Genomic DNA, 21542 nt, shown 5'->3' with positions numbered 1-21542 from the left:
CGGTCCCGGCCCCGAACGACCGCCCCGCCCACCCTCCGAGCGAAAGCACGCACATGACTGCCTTCCCGCAGGCCGCGCCCGACGCCGCCGCCGACACCGTCTACGCCTTCCCCTGCTCGTACGCCCAGGAGGGCCTCTGGCTGGCCGACCGGCTGAGCCCCGGCACCGCCGCGTACAACGTGCCGGCGGCGCTTCGGCTGCGGGGCCCGCTGTCCCCGGACGCGCTGGCCGGGGCCCTCCAGGACCTGGTGGACCGGCACGAGGCGCTGCGCACCACGTTCGGGGAGGTGGACCACGCGCCGGCGCAGTTCGTCCACGAGCGGCTCGCGGTCGCCCTCGGCGTGGAGGACCTGACGGGACTCGACGCCCCCGCCCGGGAGCCGCGCGCGCTCCTGCTCGCCCGCGAGGAGGCGGCGCGCGGCTTCGACCTCACGACCGGGCCCCTGCTGCGGGCCCGGCTCCTGAAGCTCGCCGACGACCACCACGTCCTGCTCCTGACGCTCCACCACATCGTGGCCGACGGATGGTCGGTGGGGGTGATCCTCCGGGAGCTGGGGGAGTTCTTCCGGGCCCGCTCCACCGGGACCGCCGCCCGGCTCGCGGAGCTCCCCCTGCAGTACGCGGACTACGCGGTCTGGCACCGGGGCCGCCTCGACGAGGGCGAGCGCGAGCGGCTCCTCGACCACTGGCGGAGCACCCCGGCCGCCCGCGCCGAACCGCTCGAACTGGCCTGGGACCACCCGCGCCCCGCCGAGCCCACCGGCGCCGGCCACCGCTCCTCCGCCACCGTTCCCGCCGGACTCGCCGGATCCCTGCGGGAGCTCGCCCGGCGCCACGGCGTCTCGCTCTTCATGGTGCTGGCCGCCGCGTACGCCACCGTCCTCCACCGGCACTCCGGCCAGGACGACGTCGTCCTCGGCACCCCGGTCGCCAACCGGGGCGCCGTCGACACCGAGGGCCTGATCGGCTACTTCGTCAACGTCCTGCCGCTGGCCGTCGCGCTGGACGGCACCCCGTCCTTCGACGAGCTGATCGGCCGTGTGAAGCGCACCGCCCTCGACGCCTTCGCCCACCAGGACCTGCCGTTCGACACCCTCGTCGAAGAGCTCCGGCCGGACCGCGACCGGCGCCGCTCCCCGCTCTTCCAGGCCATGTTCGCCCTGCAGAACGCCTCGTCGGAGCCCGTGGCCCTGCCCGGCCTCGACACCGAACTCCTCGACGTCGACGGCGGCACCGCCAAGTACGACGTCAGCCTCCTCGTCGAGGAGCGCGCCGCCGGACTCCACGCCGTCCTGGAGACCAACGCGGACGTCCTCGCCGCCCCGAGCGGCGCCCGCTTCCTCCGCCAGTGGCTCCAGGTCCTGGAGGAGGCCGTCGCGGCCCCCGCGACCCCGGTCGCCGACCTGCTCGGGCCCGACGACGCCTCGCTGCTCACCGGCCCCGCCGACGGCGGCCCCGCCCCCGACGTCCCCGCGCTCGTCGCCGACCGGGCCCGCACCCACCCCGACCACCCCGCGGTCACCGATCCCGAGCGGACCCTCACCTACGCCGAACTGGACGCCGCCGCCGACCGCGCGGCCCGCGCGCTGCGGGCCCGGGGCGTGCGCCCCGGACAGCTCGTCGCCCTCCGCTGCGGGCCGTCGGCCGCGACCGTCGCCGCGATGCTCGGGATCTGGCGGGCCGGCGCCGCCTACGTGCCCGTCGAGCCCGCCCTGCCCCCGCTGCGGGCCGAGCGGATCCTCGCCGCCTGCGGCGCCGGCACGGTCCTCACCACGCGTGAGCGCCTCGCCGCCGGCACGGCCGAGCCCGGCGCCCTCGCGGTCGAGGACCTCCTCGCCGCGGAACTCCCCGGCGAGGACGGGCCCGCGCTGCCGCCGGCCGACCCCCGCGGACTGGCGTACGTGCTCTACACCTCGGGCTCCACCGGCACGCCCAAGGGCGTGATGATCCCGCACGACGCCCTCGCCCGCTACGTCCGCTGGGCGACGCGGGAGTACGCCGTCGCCGACGGCTCCGGCGCCCCGGTCCACTCGCCCCTCGGCTTCGACCTCACCCTCACCAGCCTGCTCACCCCGCTCGCCGCCGGCCGGACCGCCGTGCTGGTCGACGGAGGGGAGGGCGTGGAGCGGCTGACCGGCCTGCTCTCCCGTCAGGACGGCTTCAGCCTCCTCAAGATCACCCCGGCGCACCTGGAACTCCTGGAGCGGACCCTCGCCCCCGGGCGCCTCGCCCGGGCCGCCGGGACGCTCGTGGTCGGCGGCGAGGCACTGGCCCCCGCGCTCGTCGAGCGGATCGCCCGCACGGCCCCCGGCGTCCGGATCGTCAACGAGTACGGGCCCACCGAGACGGTCGTCGGATGCTGCGTGCACACCGCGACCGCCGCCGACTCCGCCGCCGTCACCGTCCCCATCGGCACCCCCGTCCCCGGCACCCGTCTCCACGTCCTGGACGAGGCGCTGCGGCCCGTGCCCGACGGTGTGCCCGGCGAACTGTTCATCGCGGGCGGCCAGGTGGGCTGGGGCTACCTCGGCGCGCCCGGCCAGACCGCCGAGCGCTTCCTGCCCGACCCGTACGGCGGCCCCGGCGCGCGCATGTACCGCTCGGGCGACCTGGTCCGCCGACTGCCCGGCGGCGGCCTGGAGTTCCTCGGCCGCCTCGACCACCAGGTCAAGATCCGCGGCTTCCGCATCGAACCCGGCGAGATCGAGACGGCCCTGCTGGCCCGGCCCGGCATCGTCGAGGCCGCCGTCCTCGCCCGTACGGACGAGGGGACCGGCCCCCGGCTCGTGGCGTACGTCGTCCCGGGCGCGGACGCCGGACCCGTCGACCCGGCGGCCGTACGGTCCGGACTCGCCGCCGCCCTGCCCGCCTACATGGTCCCGTCGGCCGTCGTCGTCCTGCCCGCGCTGCCGCTGACCCACAACGGCAAGGTGGACCGGGCCGCGCTGCCCGCGCCCGGCGGCGCCGACTACGCCCGCCCCGCCCACGAGGAGCCCCGCGAGGGCACCGAGCGGGTCCTGGCCGGCATCTGGTCCGAGGTCCTGGGCATCGAACGGCCCGGCCGCGCCGACGACTTCTTCGACCTCGACGGGCACTCGCTCACCGCGACCGGGGTCGTCTCCCGCGTCCGGGAGCGGCTCGGCGTGGACGTCCCGCTGCGGGCCCTCTTCGAGTCCCCCACCCTCGCGGGCTTCGCGGCGGCGGTGGACCGCCTCCGCGACCCCAAGGCACCGGCCCCCGCCCCGGCCCCGGCACCGGCGCCCGTCCCGGTCCCGGCACAGGAGGACCCCGCCGACACCGACACCGGAACCGGAACCGGAACCACCCCCACCGCCGGAGCCCCCCGTCCCGACGTGCTCTCCTTCGCGCAGCAGCGGCTCTGGTTCCTCGACCAGCTCGACCCCGGCAGCCCGCTCTACAACGTGCCCGCCGCGCTCCGGCTGACCGGCCCGCTCGACCGCGCCGCCCTCACCGGCGCGCTGCGCGACCTGACCGACCGCCACGAGGCCCTGCGCACCGCGTTCCCGGCGGACGCCGACGGCACCTGCCGCCCCACGACCCTGCCCTCCGTCGAACTGCCGCTCACCGAGACCGACCTGAGCGGCCTCACCGCCGGGGAACGCGACCGGGAGACCGACCGGCTCGCCGGGCTCGCCGCCCGGACCCGCTTCGACCTGGCGCGGGCCCCGCTGTGGACGGCCCGGCTCCTCACCCTCGCCGAGCGCGAGCACGTCCTCCTGGTGACGGTGCACCACATCGTCTCCGACGGCTGGTCCGTGGGCGTCCTGCTGCGCGACCTCGCCGAGCTGTACCGGTCCCGGCTCGACGGCACCCCCGCCCGCCTCCCCGCGCTGCGCGCCCGGTACGCCGACCACGCCCACCGGCTGCGCGACGCCCTCGACGGCGGGGCCCTCGACGGGCAGCTCGCCCACTGGCGCGAGCGGCTGGCCGGACCCCTGCCCGTGCTCGACCTCCCCTCCGACCGGCCGCGTTCGGCCGGTCCCCGCCGGGGCGCCGAGCTGCTGCGGGACTGGGACGCCGACCTCACCCGTACCGTGGAACGCTTCTCCAAGGAGCACGGCGTCACCCCGTTCGTCACCCTGCTCGCCGCCTTCCACGCCTTCCTGCACCGCCACACCGGCCAGACGGACGTGATCGTCGGCTCGCCGGTCGCCGGACGCACCCACCGGGACACCGAGGACCTGGCCGGCTGCTTCGTCAACGTCCTGCCGCTGCGCGCCCGGGTCACCGGCGACCTGTCCTTCGCGGCCCTGCTGCGGCACGTGCGGGAACGGGCCGTCGACGCCTACGACCACCAGGACGTGCCCTTCGAGCGGCTGGTGGAGGAGACGGGCGCGGGACGCGACCAGACCCGCACCCCGCTCTTCCAGGTGATGTTCGGACTCCAGAACACCCCGGGGTCCGCGCTCGCCCTGCCCGGCCTGGACGTCACCGAACTCCCCGTCCACTCCGGCACCGCCCGCTTCGACGTGACCGTGCTGCTCGAACCCCGCGACGGCGCGCTGCGCCTGCGCCTGGAGTACGACGCCGGACTCTTCGACCCGGCCACGGCCGAGCTGTTCGCCCGGCGGTACGAGGCGCTGCTGCGCGGCGCCCTCGACCGCCCGGCGAGCCCCGTCGGCGACCTGCCCGTCATGGCCGCCGACGAGGAGCGCCGGATGCTCGCCGGGCCCGGCGCCTCCGACGTCCCGTTCCCCCTCGACCGGACCTTCCGCGAGCTGTTCGAGGCCCAGGTCGCGCGCGCCCCCGACGCCGTCGCCGCCGTCGACGCGGACGGCGCCGTCACCTACGCGGAGCTCCGCGCGGACGCCGCCCGGTGCGCCGCCGCCCTGCGCGCCGCCGGACTGTGCCCCGGCGAGCGGGTCGCCCTGCTCGCCGAGCGCTCCACCCTCTTCCTCACGGCCGTCATCGGCGTCTTCATGGCGGGCGGCGCCTACGTCCCGCTCGACCCGATGTACCCGACGGCCCGGCTCGCCCGAATCCTCACCGGCAGCGGCGCCGTGCTCACCGCGCACACCCGGGGCACCCGCGCCCTGCTCGACGGGATCGTCGCGGCCGGCGCCCCGGCGGGCCGGACCGTCGCCCTGGAGGACGTGCTCGCCACGCCCGCCGAGGCCCCCGCCCCGGTCGCGGACGCGCCCGACGACCTGGCGTACGTGATCTTCACCTCCGGTTCCACCGGGGTCCCCAAGGGGGCCATGGTGGAACAGGCCGGCATGGTCAACCACCTCTACGCGAAGATCCACGACCTGGGCATGACCGGCGACGACACGCTGGTCCAGAACGCCTCCGTCTGCTTCGACATCTCCGTCTGGCAGTTCCTCGCCCCGCTGCTCCTGGGCGGCCGGGTCGCCATCGTGACCGACGAGCAGGCCCACGACCCCGCCCTCCTCTGGGCGGCCGCCCGCGACCACGGCGCCACCCTCCTGGAGACCGTGCCCTCGATGCTCCGGGCGGCCCTCGCCGACCCCGCGCTCCCCGAGGCCCCCGGCGTGCGCCTCCTGATGCTGACCGGCGAGGCCCTCGACCCCGCCCTGGTCCGCGCCTGGCTCGCCCGCCACCCCGGCGTCCCGGTCGTCAACGCCTACGGCCCCACCGAGTGCTCCGACGACGTCACCCACGCCACCCTCACCACCCCGCCCGGCCCCCTGGAGACCCGCACCCCGATCGGCCTGCCCGTCCCCAACATGCGCCTGTACGTGCGGGACGCCCACGGCCGGCCCGTCCCCGCCGGAGTCCCCGGCGAGCTGTACGTCGGCGGCGTCGGCGTCGGCCGCGGCTACCTCGGCGACCCGGTCCAGACCGCGCTGCGGTTCGTGCCCGACCCGTACGGCACCCGGCCCGGCGGCCGGCTCTACCGCACCGGAGACCTGGTGCGGCTGCGCGCCGACGGCGCCCTGGAGTTCCTCGGCCGCGTCGACCACCAGGTCAAGATCCGGGGCCACCGCATGGAGCTCGGCGAGGTCGAGGCGGCGCTCTCCCGCCACCCGGCCGTGCGCGACTGCGCGGCCGCCGCCCTGCCCGGCCCCGACGGCGAACTCCGCCTCGTCGGCTACGTCGTCGGCGACGCGCTGCCGCCCGTCCGCGACCTGCGCCACCACGTCACCGCCCTGCTCGGCGAGCACATGACGCCCGGCCACCTCGTGGTCCTCGACGCGCTGCCGCTCAACCCCAACGGCAAGGTCGACCGGAAGGCCCTGCCCGCCCCCGACTGGGGCTCCGCCGCCGGACCCCGCACCCGGGTCGAGCCCCGCGACGACGTGGAGCGCGCCGTCACCCGCGTCTGGGCCGAGGTCCTCGGCCTGCCCGGCGGCGTCGGCGCCACCGACGACTTCTTCGACCTGGGCGGCCACTCCCTGCTCGCGGTCCGCGCCGTCGCGGCCCTGCGCACCGAGCTCTCCCGCGACATCCCGCTGCGGACCCTCTTCGACGCCCCCGTCGCCGAGGACTTCGCCGCGGCCGTGCGGACCCTCACCGCGCCGTACGCCGACGCCCCCGTCGAGGCCACCGCGCCCGGCGGACGCGAGGAACTCTCCTCCGCCCAGCAGCGCATGTGGTTCTTCGAGCAGCACACCCCCGGCACCCCGGTCCTCAACATGTCCGGCGCGTACCGCGTCCGCGGCCCCCTCGACCCCGGCCGCTTCGCCCGGGCGTTCACCGCCACGGCGGCCCGGCACGACACCCTCCGCACGGTGTACGGCTCCGAGGACGGCGTCCCGTACGCCCGCGTCCTCGACGCGAAGCCCGTCGACCTGCCCCTGCACGACCTGCGGGACCTGCCGCCCGCCCGGCGCGAGGAGCGCCTCGCCGCCCTCGGCGCCGCCGAGTCCACCCACGTCTTCGACCTGGCCGGGGGCCCGGTGCTGCGCACCGCCCTCGCCCGGCTCGACGAGGAGGAGTGGGTGCTGTTCGTGACGGTCCACCACCTCGCCGCCGACGGAGGCTCCGTCGGCGTCCTCCTGGAGGAGACCCTCCGCGCCTACTCCGGCGCCGAACCCGCCGACGACGCCGGCCGGGCCCGGTACGCCGACTGGACCCGCCACCGGAGCGCCCTGCTCGACGGCCCCCGGGGCCACGAACTGCTCGACCACTGGCGGAAGACGCTCGCGGGGGAGCTGCCCGTGCTCGCCCTCCCCGCCGACCGGCCGCGCGCCGCCCGGCAGACCTTCGAGGGCTCCCTCGTGACCGCGACCGTCCCCGCCGACCGGGCACGACGGCTGCGGGAGCTGTCCCGGAGCCGCGGCGCCACCCTCTTCATGACGCTCCTCGCCGGATTCCAGGCCACCCTCCAGCGGCTCACCGGCGAGCGGGACGTCATCGTCGGCACCCCCGTCGACGGACGCTCCCACCCCGCCGTCCGGCGGACCGTGGGCTGCTTCGTCAACACCCTCCCGATCCGCACCGACGTCGACCCCGCGATCGGCTTCGCGGGCCTCGTCGACCGGGTCCGCACGGCCACCGTGGACGCCTTCGCCCACCAGGACGTGCCGTTCGAGCGGATCGTCGCCGAGGTCTGCCCGGACCGGGACCGGTCCACCACCCCGGTGTTCCAGGTGCTGTTCAACATGCTCGACCCCCACGACCCGCTGGCCGCGCACCCGGCCGAGGACCTCTCGGTGGAGCCGTACGGCGCCGAACTCCTGCGCTTCGGAGCCAAGTTCGACCTGAGCCTGTACGTCAGGGACCGGGGCGACGACGGCATCGAGCTGACCGCCGTGCACAACGGCCTGCTCTTCGACGACGCGCGGATCGCCGACCTCCTGGAGCGGCTCGCGGCCCTCCTGGACGCGGCGGCCGACGCGCCGGAGACCCCGCTCGACCGCCTCGCCCTCCGCCCCACCGCCCTCGACGCCGCCCTTCCCGACCCCGCCCTGCCGCTGCCGGCCCGGTGGGCCGGGGGCCTCCTCGAACGGCTCGCCCTGCGCGCCCGGGAGACCCCCGACGCCCTCGCCGCCGACGACGGCACCACCCGCCGGACGTACCGGGAACTGGCCGCCGGGGCGGAGGCGGGCGCCGCCCTCCTGACCCGCCACGGAGCGGGCCCCGGCGACGTCGTCGCCGTGCTCGCCCACCGCCGCGCGGACCTGTCCGCGGCCGTGCTGGCGGTCCTGCGCGCCGGCGCCGCCTTCCTGCTCCTGGACCCCGAGCACCCCGCCGAGGTGCTGCGCCACCGGACCACGGCGGCGGGCTGCCGCGTCCTGCTCGTCCCCGGGACCGGCACCGACGCGGACACCGACGCCACCACCGGCACCCCCGCCGTCCCCGAGCTGCCCGGCTGCACCGTACTGACCCTGCCGGCCCCGGAGGCCCCGGCGACCCCGGCCGTCGTCATCGCTCCTCCCGAGGACCCCGACGCCGTCGCGTACCTCGCCTTCACCTCCGGATCCACCGGGGAGCCCCGCGCCGTCGCCGGGACGCAGCGCGCCCTCACCCACTTCCTCGACTGGCACGTCCGCCACCACGGACTCGGCCCCGAGGACCGCTTCGCCGCCCTCTCCGGGCCCTCCCACGACCCCTTCCTGCGCGACCTGTTCACCCCCCTGTGGTGCGGCGGCGCCCTGCTCCTGACCGGGCCCGGGGACGTCCGGGACCCCGACCGGCTGGCCCGCCGGCTGGCGGAGGGGGAGGTCTCCGCCGTCCACCTCACCCCCTCCCTGGGACGGCTGCTCGGCGCCGCGGACCCCGCCCTGGGCCTCCCGGCCCTGCGCCGCGCGTTCTTCGGCGGAGAGGCGCTCACCGGCGGCGACTGCCGGGAGCTCGTCCTGCGGGCGCCGCGGGTCCGCTGCACCGCCTTCTACGGCGCGACCGAGACCCCGCAGGGCATCGCCGTCCAGGACGCCGATCCCGTGGCGCACGACGGACGGACCGTCCCCCTGGGCCGGGGCGTTCCCGGAGTCCAGCTGCTGGTGCTCACCGCGGACGGCCGCCGGGCCGGCGTCGGCGAGCTCGGCCCGATCGTGGTCCGCACCCCGTACCTGGCGCTCGGCTACCCGCACGACCCCGCCCTGACCGCCGCCCGCTTCGTGCCGGGCCCCGGCGGCGACCGCGTCTACCTCACCGGGGACCTCGGCCGGTACCGGCCGGACGGGGCGGTGGAGTACGCGGGCCGCGCCGACCGGCAGCTGAAGGTCCGCGGCCACCGCGTCGATCCCCGGGAGACCGAGGCCCGGCTCGCCGCCCACCCGGGCGTCGCGCACGCCCACGTCGTGGCCGCCCCGCCCGACGGGATCCACGCCCACGTCGTACCGGCCCCCGGGACCCCGCCCACCGGGCGGGAGCTCGCCGACTGGTGCCGCGAGGCCCTGCCGGGACACCAGGTCCCGGCCGGCTTCACCCTCCGGGACGCCCTGCCGCTGACCGCCAACGGCAAGGTGGACGAGGCGGCGCTCCACGCGGACCGCCCGTCCGCCGCGCCCTTCGTGGCCCCCCGCGACGAGGTCGAGGAGACCGTCCACGCACTCTGGCGCGAGGTGCTGCCCGGCCGGGAGTTCGGCGTCGAGGACGACTTCTTCGCGGTCGGCGGGCACTCGCTCGCCGCCGCGCAGGTCCTGGCCCGGATCCGCCGCGCCTTCGGCGTCGACCTGGACCTCGCCGCCCTGTTCGACGCCACCACCGTCGCGGCCCTGGCCGCCCTCGTCGAGGAGCGGATCCAGGCCGAACTCGACGCCCTGACCGATGACGAGATCGCCGCACTGCTCAGCGAGGACGACGCCCGATGACCGAGATCCAGATCCCCGAGACGGCCCTTGAGACGGTCGCCGCCCCGGCCGCTCCCGAGACGGCCGCCGCCGAGGCCCGCCGCAAGCTCCTCGCCCGGCGCCTCGCGGGCGGCGCCGCCCGCCGCACCGCCCCGACCGCCGCCGCCCCGGCCGCCCCCGAGACGGCCCCGGCCCCGGACGGCGCGCCGGTCCCGCCCACCCCGTCCCAGCTGCGCCTCTGGACCCACCAGCAGGTCCACCCGGAGAGCACCGCCTACACCATCTGCGACGCCGTCCGCCTCACCGGCCCGCTCGACCCCGGGACGCTGCGCGCCGCCGCCGCCGAGGTGGCCCTCCGCCACGAGGCGCTGCGCACCACCTTCCACGCCGAGGACGGCGTCCCCCGCACCCGCGTCCACCGCGCGCTGCCGCCCGAACTGACCGTCCACCCCGCGGCCACCGGCCTCGACCCCCTCGTCGAGCGGGTCCTCGCCCGCCCCTTCGACCTGGCCGCAGGACCGCTGCTCCGGCTCGACCTGCTGGCCGAGGCCGAGCACAGCCACGTCCTCGTCATCTCGATGCACCACATCGTCGGCGACGGCTGGTCCATGTCCCTGCTCGTACGGGAGATCACCGCCGCCTACCTCCGCCTGGAGGGCCGCCCCGCCCCCGCACCCGCCCCCCTGCGCACCACCTGGAGCGCGGTCGTACGGGAGCGGGCCGAGCGCCAGGCCGCCGGGGAGTTCGCCGCGCAGCTCGACCACTGGCGGGAGCACCTCGCGGCGGCCGACGCGCCCGCCGCGCCGCGCACCGCCCCCACCGACGCGGACAGCGCGGGCGGCAGCGTCCCCGTCGCCCTGCCCCCGGCGCTCGCCCGACGCCTCCAGGAGGCCTGCCGGGAGCACCGCGTCACCCCGTACATGGCCCTGCTCTCCGCCTTCGCCCTGGTCGTGGCCCGCCGGACCGGCACCACCCGCCCCGTCATCGGCACGCCGGTCGCCGGCCGGCTCCGGCCGGAGACCGAGGACGTCATCGGCTACTTCGCCAACACCCTCCCCCTCGCCGTGGACACCGCCGCCGCGACCGCCGCCGACCTCTGGCGCCGCTGCCGCACCGCGACCCTCGGCGCCCTCGCCCACCAGGAGGTCTCGCTCGCCGAGATCACCGAGGCCGTCCGGCCGCAGGCCGGACCCGGGCAGGCCCTCTTCCAGGCCCTGTTCGCGCTGCAGAACTACCCGTACGAGCCCGTCGACCTGGACGAGCTGACCGTCACCCCGGTCGCCCTGCCCAAGCGCGAGGCCAAGCTCGACCTGAGCCTCTACCTGTACGAGCGCGACGGCGGCTTCGAGGGCTACCTCGAACACCGTGACGCCCGCTGGAACGCCGACGGCGCCGCCCTGATCGCCGCGGACCTCGTCCGGACCGTCGAGGAGATGACGGCGGACCCGGCCGCCCCGCTCGACGGCATCGCCCTCGTCCCGGCGGCCGAACGCGCCCTGCTGCTCACCGGCCGCACCGGACCGGACCGCCCCCGCCCCGCCACCACCCTGCACGGCCTCTTCCAGGCCTCGGCGGCCCGCACCCCCGACGCCGTCGCCCTCGTCGACCACGACGGCACCGAACTGACCTACGCGCAGACGCGGGACCGGGTCCACCGCCTCGCCCGGCTGCTCCGCGCCCGGGGTCTGGCCACCGGCGACCGGGTCGCCCTGCTCATGGAGCGCGGCGCCGGCCTGGTCGTCTCGATGCTCGCCGTCTCCGCGGCGGGCGGCGCCTTCGTCCCCGTCGACCCCGCCTACCCGGCCGAGCGCGCCCTCGCCATGGTCCGGGGCTCCGCCGCCGTCCTCGTCCTCGCCGACCCGGACCTGGCCGGCCGGGCCGCCGCGACCGGCGCCGCGACCCTCGTCCCCGAGGAGCTGACCGCCGCGCTCGACGCCCTGTCCCCGGAGGACCCGGAGACCGGCGTCACCCCCGCCGACCTGGCGTACATGATCTACACCTCCGGCTCCACCGGCACCCCCAAGGGCATCGGCGTCACCCACCGGGGCGTCGTCAACCACAACCTCGGCTGCGTCGAGGTCTTCGGGATCACCGCCCGCGACCGCGTGCTGCACTTCTCCTCGCCCAGCTTCGACGCCTCCGTCGAGGAGATCTTCCCGGCCCTCGCCGCCGGGGCCCGCGTGGTGTGCCGCCCCGCCGACGCCATCACCAGCTTCCCCCGCTTCGACCGCTTCACCGCCGACCGGGGCGTCACCGTCCTCGGCCTGCCCACCGCCTACTGGGAGCGCTGGTACGAGCACCTGCGGGACGGCGAAGGCGGCCCCGCCCCCGCCGTCCGCCTGGTCACCCTCTCCGGGCAGCGGGTCAACCCCGAGTCGGTGCGCCGCTGGCAGGACGACCCCGCGACCGCCCGCGTCGAACTGGTCAACACCTACGGGCCGACCGAGGCCACCGTCACCACCAGCACCCACGCCGTCGCCGGGACCGCCGGCCGCGCTCCGGCCACCGGGGACGTCCCCATCGGCACCCCCTGGCCCGGCTACCGCCCGTACGTCCTCGACGAGCGGCTGCGGCTGCTCCCCGACGGCGCCGTGGGCGAGCTGTGCGTCGGCGGGGCCGGCGTCAGCCTCGGCTACCTCGGCGCGCCGGCCGCGACCGCCGACCGCTTCGTCCCCGACCCGTACGCCACCGCGCCCGGCGCCCGGATGTACCGCACCGGCGACTACGTCCGCTGGCGCCCCGACGGCACCCTGGAGTTCGTCGGGCGCATCGACGGCCAGGTCAAGGTCCGCGGCAACCGCGTCGAGCTCGGCGAGGTGGAGACCTGCCTCGCCGCCCACCCGGCCGTCACCCAGTGCGCCGTCGTCGCCTACCCCGACGGCCGGGGCGACCACCGGCTCGGCGCCCACGTGGTCCTGCGCGGGGACACCGGCGCGGGCGAGCTCGCCGCGCACCTCGCCGCCCGGCTCCCCGCCTACATGGTCCCGGCCGGATTCGCCCGCCACGACGTCCTGCCGCTCACCCCGAACGGCAAGGTCGACCGGCGCGCCCTGCCCGAACCCGCCGCCGTCCGCACCGAGTCCGTCCCGCCGTCCGGACCCGACGAGGAGGCCCTCGCCGCACTGTGGCGGGAGGTCCTGGACTGCGGTCCGGTGGGCCGGGACGACGACTTCTTCGCCCGGGGCGGCACCTCGCTGACCGCCACCGTGCTCGCCTCCCGCGTCGAACGCGACCTGGGCCGCGTCCTGCCCCTCGCGGACGTCTTCACCCACCCCACCCTCGCGGCGATGGCCGCCCGGCTCCCGCTCGCCGCCCGCTCCTCGGGCGCGCCGATCGCCCCCGCGCCCGCCGGCGACGAGCACCCCGCCTCCCCGGCCCAGCGCCGGATCTTCCTCATCCAGAACTCCTCCGGCTCCGGCACCGGCTACAACATGCCCGTGGCGCTGCGCGTCGAGGGCCCCGCCGACCCGGCGGCGCTGCGCGCCGCGCTCCAGGGCCTCGTGGACCGCCACGAGTCCCTCCGTACGACCTTCCGGCTCGACCTCCCGTCCGGCGAGGTGCGCCAGCGGATCCACCCCTCGGCGGAGATCGACTTCGCCGGACACCCGCCCGTCCCGGACACGGCGCTCGACGACGCCCTGACGGCCCTGGTGCGCCCCTTCGACCTGGCGTCCGGACCGCTCGTCCGCGCCCGCTGGCTGCCCACCGGCCCGGAGACCGGCGTCCTCTTCCTCGACATCCACCACATCGCCGCCGACGGCACGTCCCTGCAGATCCTGGTCGAGGAGTTCCTGACCCTCCTCGACGGGGCCGCGCTCCCGCCGGTCCGCACCCGCTACCGGGACTTCACCCACTGGCAGCGCGCCCGCGAGACCGAGCGCGCCCCCGCCCTGCGCGCGCACTGGACCCGCCGCACCGACGGCCTGCCGCGGCTCGCCCTGCCGCTGGACCGGCCCCGGTCCGACCGGCGCGACCCCGAGGGCTTCACCACCGCCTTCGCGCTCTCCCCGGACGCGACCGCCGCCCTCACCGACCGGGCCCGCGCCGAGGGCGCCACCCTCAACATGGCGCTCCTCGCGGTCTTCGGCACCGTCCTCGGCCGCTGGGCGGACCAGGACGAGGTCGTCGTCGGCTCGCTCGTCGCCGGCCGCCACCACCCCGACCTCGACCGCACGGTCGGGATGTTCGCCAACTTCCTGCCCGTCCGGGTGGCGACCGCCGCAGGGGACGACTTCCGGACCCTCCTGGCCCGCACCCGGACCACGGTCCTGGCCGACTACGACCACCAGGAGCTGCCGTTCGACGAGATCGTCGAACTCGCCGGGGCCGCCGCCCGGGACGGCCGCAACCCGCTCTTCGACACCATGCTGATCTTCCACGGCGAGCGGGGCGCCGACGGCCCGGACCGCCACGGCGACCTCCTCTTCGCCCCCGTCGAGGTCCGCCACGGCACCGCCAAGCTCGACCTCAAGCTCGACGTCTTCCCCGCGCCCGACGGCGGCCTGCGCGTCAAGGCCGAGGCGAACCGGGCTCTCTTCGACGAGGCCACCGTCACCCGCTTCGGCGCGCACTTCACCGCGCTGTGCGCGGCCGCCGCCGACCGCCCCGCCGCACCCCTGCCGGAGCTCGCCCCGCTCGCCCCCGAGGAGGCCGACGACCTCCGCGCCCGCCGCGAGCGGATCCACGGCCGCCCGCTCGACCTCGCCGTCGTCGCCTCCTACACGGCGGAGCCGCTGCTCGAACCGCTGCGCTGGTGGTGCGGCCGGTTCGGCTTCGACGCCCGCGTGGACTTCGCCGGATACGGCCAGGTCTTCCAGGAGCTCCTCGACCCCGCCGGCGCCTGGAACGCGTCCGACGGGCCCGCCCTGCTGCTCGTGCGCTTCGAGGACTGGCTCGCCGACGCGCCCGCCGGGGAGGAACCCGACGCCACGGTCGCCCGGCTCGAACGGACCTACGGCGAACTGGTGGAGGCCGTCCGGGGCTGCCGCGCCTCCGCGCCCCGCCTCGTCGCCCTGCCCCCGACGAACCCGATGGACCCGACGAACCCGACGGACCCGACGGCCCCGGCTGTTCCGGGCTCCGGGGACGGCGACCCGGTGGCCGCCGCCGTCGCACGGCTCGCCGCACGGTGGCGTACGGACCTGGCCGCGCTCCCCGGCCTCACCGCCGTCGACCTGCCGGCCGCCGCCGAGCGCTTCGGCCTGACCCGGTGGGAGGACCCCGCCGCGTACGCGCTGGGCCGCGTCCCGTACACCGAGGAGTTCTTCGCCGTGGCCGCGACCGAGATCGCGCGCCGCCTCCTCGCCGGGCTGCTGCCCTCCTACAAGGTCATCGCGGTCGACGCCGACAACACCCTCTGGCGCGGGGTCGTCGGCGAGGACGGCCCGCTCGGCGTGGAGGTCGACGAGGCCGCGGCCGCCGTCCAGCGCCTGCTGCTGCGCAAGCGCTCCGAGGGCGTGCTGCTCGTCCTGGTCAGCAAGAACGCCGAGGCCGACGCCCGCGCCGTGTTCGACACCCACCCCGGGATGCTGCTCGACTGGGACCACTTCGCCGCCGTACGGGCCGACTGGGCGCCCAAGTCGCGGAACCTGCGCGACATCGCCGAAGAGCTGAGCCTCGGCCTGGACTCCTTCGTCTTCCTCGACGACAGCCCCGCCGAGTGCGCCGAGGTCACGGCCGCCCTCCCGCAGGTGCTCACCCTGCGCCTCCCGGAGGACCGCGCCGAGCACGCCCTCTTCCTGGAGCACGTCTGGGCCTTCGACAGCGCGGTCGTGACCGAGGACGACCGGCGGCGGGCCGACCGCTACCGGACCGAGCGGGCCCGCCGCGAGCACGAGAGCGCCGCGCCCTCCGTCGAGGCCTTCCTGGAGGGCATGGAGCTGGAGGCCTTCTTCACCCCCGTCGCGGAGGACGAGCGGGAGCGGGCCGCCCAGCTCACCCGCCGCACCAACCAGTTCAACCTGAGCGGACTGCGCCTGACGGCCGACCGGTTCGCCGCACGGCTCGCGGAGCCCGGCAGGGCCGCCCACGTGGTGCGCGTCCGCGACCGCTTCGGCGACCACGGCCTGACCGGCGTGGTCCTGTCCACCCTGAACGGCACCGTCCTGGAGCTGGACAACGTCCTGCTGAGCTGCCGGGTGCTCGGCCGGACCGTCGAGGAGGCGGTCCTGGCCGGACTCCGGACCGTCTGCGAGGAGACCGGGGCCTCGGTCCTGCGCGCCCGCTTCACGGCCACGGAGCGCAACGAGCCCGCCCGCGCCTTCCTCGACCGGTACGGCTTCACCCGTACGGACTCCGGGGACGCGGGGGCCGCCGGGAGCACCCTGTGGGAACTCCCCGTGGCGGAACTGCCGCGCACGCCCCGCTTCGTCGCCCTGCGCCACGAGCGGCCCGCCGACCCGGCCCCGTCGTCCCCGGCGGGCGCCGCCCCCGTCGCGTGCGCGCCCCTCGACCACGTCGGGGTCGCCGTCGCCGAACCGGAGGCACCGGCCGCCGCCCTCTCCGCGCTCGGCTTCACGGCGGGCGGGACCGTCCACGACCCGGAGCAGCGCTCGCTGCTGCGGATGCTGACCCACCCCGACCGCCCCTCGGTCGAACTCGTCGCGCCCGTGGACGACACGTCCCCCAGCCGGGGCGTCCTGGAGCGCTTCGGCGAGCGCCCCTACCACCTCTGCTACCGCGTGCCCTCCCTCGACGGGGCCCAGCGGGCCTGGCGGGCGGCGGGCATCGCCTTCGAGGCCGTCGGCGACGCCGCCCCCGCCGTGCTCTTCGGCGGCCGGCGCGTGCGGTTCTTCTCCGTCGCCGGGGTCGGCCTCGTCGAACTCCTGGAGACCGGGGAGCCGGAGGACGTGGCGGCCGGGCCCGAGCGGACCGGGGCCCGGATCAGCCTGCTCGTCGCCGACCCGGACCGGGCCGCCGCGTTCTTCGCCCTGCTGGGCTACCGTCCGGGGGCCCCGCTCGTGCCCGCGGCCGACGACCCGGACGCGGCGGACGCGGACACCCGCACCCTGCGCCGCCCCGGCTCCGCCCCGCTCCTCCTGGTCCATCCGCACCGGGGGAGCGACCTGGCGGCCCGGCTGGACGCGGGGGGCCCGCGCCCCCTGGGCCTGCGGATCGCGGACCTCGCCGACGCCCCGGACGGAGGGGCCGGGGCCCGGCCGCCGTACCTGGCCGCCCTGCCCGCGCCGGCCCCCGCCACGACCGCCGGCGCCGGGCGCCCCGCGCCGCGCTGGCCGGCCGCCCTCGACGACGCCTCCCCGGACGACGGGACTTCCCCGGCCGGCGCCGGGACCACGGCGCACCGGGCCCACCTGCTCCCGCTGCGGTACCCGGTCGCCCGGGACCTGCTCGCGGCCGTCGCCCGCTCCTCCGGCACGGCCGCGGCCGGCCACACCCCGTACGAGGCCCCGCGCTCCCCGCTGGAGGCGGTGCTCTGCGAGGCCTTCGGCCGGGTGCTCGGCGTGGACCGGGTCGGCGTCCACGACAGCTTCTTCGCCCTCGGCGGCCACTCGCTGCGCGCCGTCACGCTGCTGGCCGGACTGCGCCGGGACGACGGCGTCTCCGTCGAGCTCCACCAGCTGTTCGACCACCCGACCCCCGCCGCGCTCGCCGGGGCCCTCGGCCGGACGGCGACGAGCGGCCCGCGCGCCCTCGTCCACGCCCCCGAGGGGGCCGTCCAGCCGGCCTCCGCCGCCCAGCGCCGCTTCTTCGTCCTGCACGAACTCGACCCGCTGGGCACCCACTACAACCTCCCGCACGCCCTGGAGGTCTCCGGCGCCCTCGACGTCGCACGGGTCCGCGCGGCCTACCGGGGACTGCTGGAGCGCCACGAGCTGCTGCGCACCTCGCTGCGCGTCGAGGACGGCGAGCCCGTCCAGGTGGTGTGCCCGCCGGACGAGCTGCGCGCCGACGTCGCCGTGGTGTCCGACGACCGCCCGGCGGACCGGGTCCTCGCCGCCTTCGTCCGGCCGTTCGACCTCGGCAGCGCCCCGCTGATGCGGATGTCCGTGGTCCGGCGCGCGCCCGCGCCGGACGGCGGCCCGGCCCACCTGCTGCTCTTCGACATCCACCACATCGCCGCGGACGGCGTCGGCCTCGCCCTGCTCGTCTCGGAGTTCCTCACCCTGTACGCGGGCGGGGAGCTGCCGCCGGCGCGGCAGTACCGCGACTGGGCCGCCCACGAGCGCACCGGGGAGTACCGCGCCGAACTGGCGGAGCACGAGCAGTACTGGCTGTCCCGCTTCGCCCAGCTCCCGCCGCGCCTGGAGCTGCCCGCGGACTTCCCCCGCCCGCCGGTCCAGGCGACCGAGGGCGACGCGGTGCGGTTCACCGTCCCGGCCGGGGTGACGGGACGCCTGGAGCGGCTCGCCCGGGAGGCGGGCACCACGCTCTACGCGACCCTGCTCGCGGCGCTGTACGTCACGCTGTGGCGGCACACCGGGCAGACCGACCTGGTGGTGGGCAGCCCCTTTGCGGGCCGGACCGTCCCCGGCACCGAGGCCATGGCGGGCCCGTTCCTCAACACCCTGCCGATGCGCGGCTCCGTCGACCCCGCCGAGGACTTCGGCACGCTGCTCGACCGGGTCGGCACCGCCACCGCCGAGGCCCTGCGGCACCAGGCCTACCCGTTCGAGCGGCTGGTGGACCGGCTCCAGGTCGAGCGCGACCCGAGCCGCAACCCGCTCTTCGACGTGATGTTCGCCTTCCAGAACATGACGGGCGCCGCCGACGGCACCGCCCTCGACGGCCCGGACGGCACCACCTCGGTCCGGCAGCTCGACACCGACACCGGCCGCAGCCTCTTCGACCTGGAGCTGTTCGCCCACCCCCGCGACGGCCTCCTGGAGTGCCGCCTCGACTTCGCCACCCGGCTCTTCCGCCGGGAGACCGCCGAGGCGCTGTGCGACCGGTTCGGCGCCGTGCTCGACCGGATCGGCCGGGCCCCGGAGCTGCCCCTCGCCCGGATCGACGTGCTCACCGCGCGGGAGCGGGCCGAGCTGACGGCCGGCCTCGGCGCGCGGCACGCGGAGATCCCGGCCGGCCAGACCGTCCTGTCGCGGATCGAGGCGGTGGCCGCCGCCGATCCGGACCGGATCGCGCTGGAGACGGGCGCCGTGCGGCGCACGTACGGCGCACTCGACGCCCGCGCCGCCGCCGTGGCGGCGACCCTGCGCACCGGCGCCGGGCTCGCGCGGGAACAGCTCGTCGGCATCCTCGCCGCGCGCGGGCCGCTGCTCGCCGAGGCGGTCCTCGGGACCTGGAAGGCCGGCGGCGCCTACATCCCACTGGACCACCGCCACCCGGCGGCCCGCAGCCTGGGCGTGCTCGCCGACGCCGGCTGCCGGGTGCTCCTGGCCGAACCGCACCTGCTCACCGAGGAGCTGCGCGCCGGGTTCGACGGCACGGTGCTGCCGCTGACCGACGCCCCGCACCCGGCCGGGGAGGCTCCGGAGGACACCGCCACCACCGACACCGCCGTCACCCAGGACGACCTCGCCTACGTGCTGTTCACCTCGGGCTCCACCGGCCGCCCCAAGGGCGCCATGGTCGAACAGCGCGGCATGTTGAACCACATGCTGGCCAAGGCCGAGGACCTGGGCCTCGACGGGGACACGGTCCTGGTCCAGAACGCCTCCCAGTGCTTCGACATCTCCGTGTGGCAGATGTTCGGCGCGCTGGTCCTCGGCGGCCGCACCCTGGTCTGCGACGACGCGACCGCCGCCGACCCCGGCGCGCTCCTCGCCGAGGTCGCCGGACGCCGCGCCACCGTCCTGGAGGTGGTGCCGTCGATGCTGGAGGTGATGCTCGACCTCCTGGAGCGGGAGCCCGCCGAACTGCCCGCGCTGCGCGCCCTCGTCCCGACCGGCGAGGCACTGCCCCACTCGCTGGCGCGCCGCTGGCTGACGGCCTTCCCGGACGTCGTCATGGTCAACGCGTACGGCCCGACGGAGGCCTCCGACGACATCACCCACCACCTGCTCACCGAACCGCCCGGCGCGGGCTCCGTCCCCATCGGCCGCCCGATCCGCAACGCGCGCCTGTACGTCGTCGACCCGACGGTCCCGCTGGACACCCCCGGCGGCGGCGCCCTCGCGCCGCGCGGCGTCCAGGGCGAGATCTGCGTGGCGGGCCCGTGCGTGGGCCGGGGCTACGTCGGCGACGCCGAGCGGACCGCGGCGGCCTTCCACGAGGACCCCTTCGGCCCCTCCGCCGGAGGCCGGCTCTACCGCACCGGGGACATCGGGCGCTGGCTGCCCGACGGCACCCTGGAGTTCCTCGGCCGCAAGGACCACCAGGTCAAGATCCGCGGCCACCGGATCGAACTGGGCGAGATCGAGGAGGCGCTGGCCGCCGACCCCGAGGTGGCGCTGGCCGCCGCGACCGTCCGGGACGACGGCGGCAGCGGGCCGAGGCTGGTGGCGTACGTGGTGCCGGCCGGCGGGCCGGAGGACCTTCCGGCCTGGGCCGGGGCCGTACGCGAACGGCTGACCGCCCGGCTCCCCTCGTACATGGTGCCCGCCGTGACGGTGCCGCTCGAACGGTTCCCCCTCACCCCGAACGGCAAGATCGACCGCAAGGCGCTCCCCGCGCCGACGCCCGCCTCCGCACACGTCCGGGAGGTCCCGCTCGCCGGGGCCACCGAGGAGCTGGTCGCGGAGCTGTTCGCGGAGGTCCTGGGCACCGGCCCGCTGGACGCGGCCGCCGACTTCTTCGCCCTGGGCGGCCACTCGCTCAAGGTCGTCACCCTGCTCGCCCTCCTCCGGAGCCGCACCGGAGCACGACTCCCGCTGGCGGGCGTGTTCCAGGGGCCGACCGTGCGGGAGGTCGCGGCCCTGGTGGACCGGGCGGCCGACCCCGGCCCCGACGCGTCGGGGCAGCAGGTGATGACCAGGCTCGGCCGTTCCGAGCGGGAGGAGCGGATCTTCCTCTTCCCGCCGATCGCCGGCTGGGGCCTGGTCTACCTGCCCCTCGCCGAGCTCCTGCCCGAACAGTCGGTGTACGCCTTCGACTTCGTGGAGGAGGAGCACCGGACCGGGCTCTACGCGGACCTGGTGGAGCGGACCTCTCCGGCGGGCCCGCTGCGGCTCGGCGGCTACTCGGCGGGCGGCAACGTCGCGTTTGAGGTGGCGCGCGAACTGGAGCGCAGGGGACGGGAGGTGGAGCGCGTCGTCCTCTTCGACAGCGCGCCGCTGACCGGGGAGTCCGGCGGGGGCCCGGAGGAGACCGGGGAACCGTTGGTCGACCGGGTCCGCAGGAACATGCGGGAGGGCCTCGAACGGCTCGACCCGGTGCTCGCCGAGGCGCTGTCCGCCCCGGAGATCCAGGAGATGGCCGCCGCCCGGCGCGTCCGGTACACGGAGTACTGGGACTCCCTCGTCCACACCGGGACGGTCGCCGCGGAACTGCTCCTGGTGACGGCGGACGGTTCGGAGCTCGGCCCCCGCGAGGAGGCCGCCTGGCGCGGCCTCACCACGGGCGCCCTGCGGGTGGCGCGGGGCTCCGGCCGGCACTCCGAGATGATGTCCGCACCGCATATTCAAGCCAATGCGGAGTGGGTGAAGATCATGGTGAAGTGACGACGTTTCCGAGGGTAAAAGATGTCAAAAGCGGACTCCATTCCCTCCTGCGGATCCTCGGTGAGCCAAAGGGAGAGAACGGGTCGGCTCCGACCTTTCGGGCCGCCCGGTGCGGGAATGGTGGCGGCGCGGAAACGCTTTACCACCGGCTGACGTGCAGGTATGCTCGCGGTGATCACCAAGGGGAACAGGCTTTCGCCCTCCATCCCGTATGAGGGCGAAATGCTCCGCTCATTGGCTGAATTCG

2 protein-coding genes are annotated in these 21542 nt (G+C 76.8%); both read left to right on the top strand.

Features of this window, described 5'->3' with window-relative positions:
• Window positions 1-53: 53 nt before the first annotated feature.
• Window positions 54-9740, top strand: a complete 9687-nt coding sequence (locus ACIQD7_RS03200) for an amino acid adenylation domain-containing protein (protein WP_402438926.1) — start codon at window positions 54-56, stop codon at window positions 9738-9740.
• The gene (locus ACIQD7_RS03195) at window positions 9737-21295 is read left to right on the top strand and encodes an amino acid adenylation domain-containing protein (protein ID WP_402438924.1); all 11559 of its coding nucleotides are present in this window, start codon (window positions 9737-9739) and stop codon (window positions 21293-21295) included. The genes ACIQD7_RS03200 and ACIQD7_RS03195 overlap by 4 nt, the downstream gene beginning before the upstream one ends.
• The last annotated feature ends 247 nt before the right edge of the window (window positions 21296-21542 follow it).

It is taken from the genome of Streptomyces sp. NPDC093071, from assembly GCF_044754545.1.
Lineage (GTDB): Bacteria > Actinomycetota > Actinomycetes > Streptomycetales > Streptomycetaceae > Streptomyces.
This window is presented reverse-complemented; position numbering and strand designations above follow the sequence as displayed.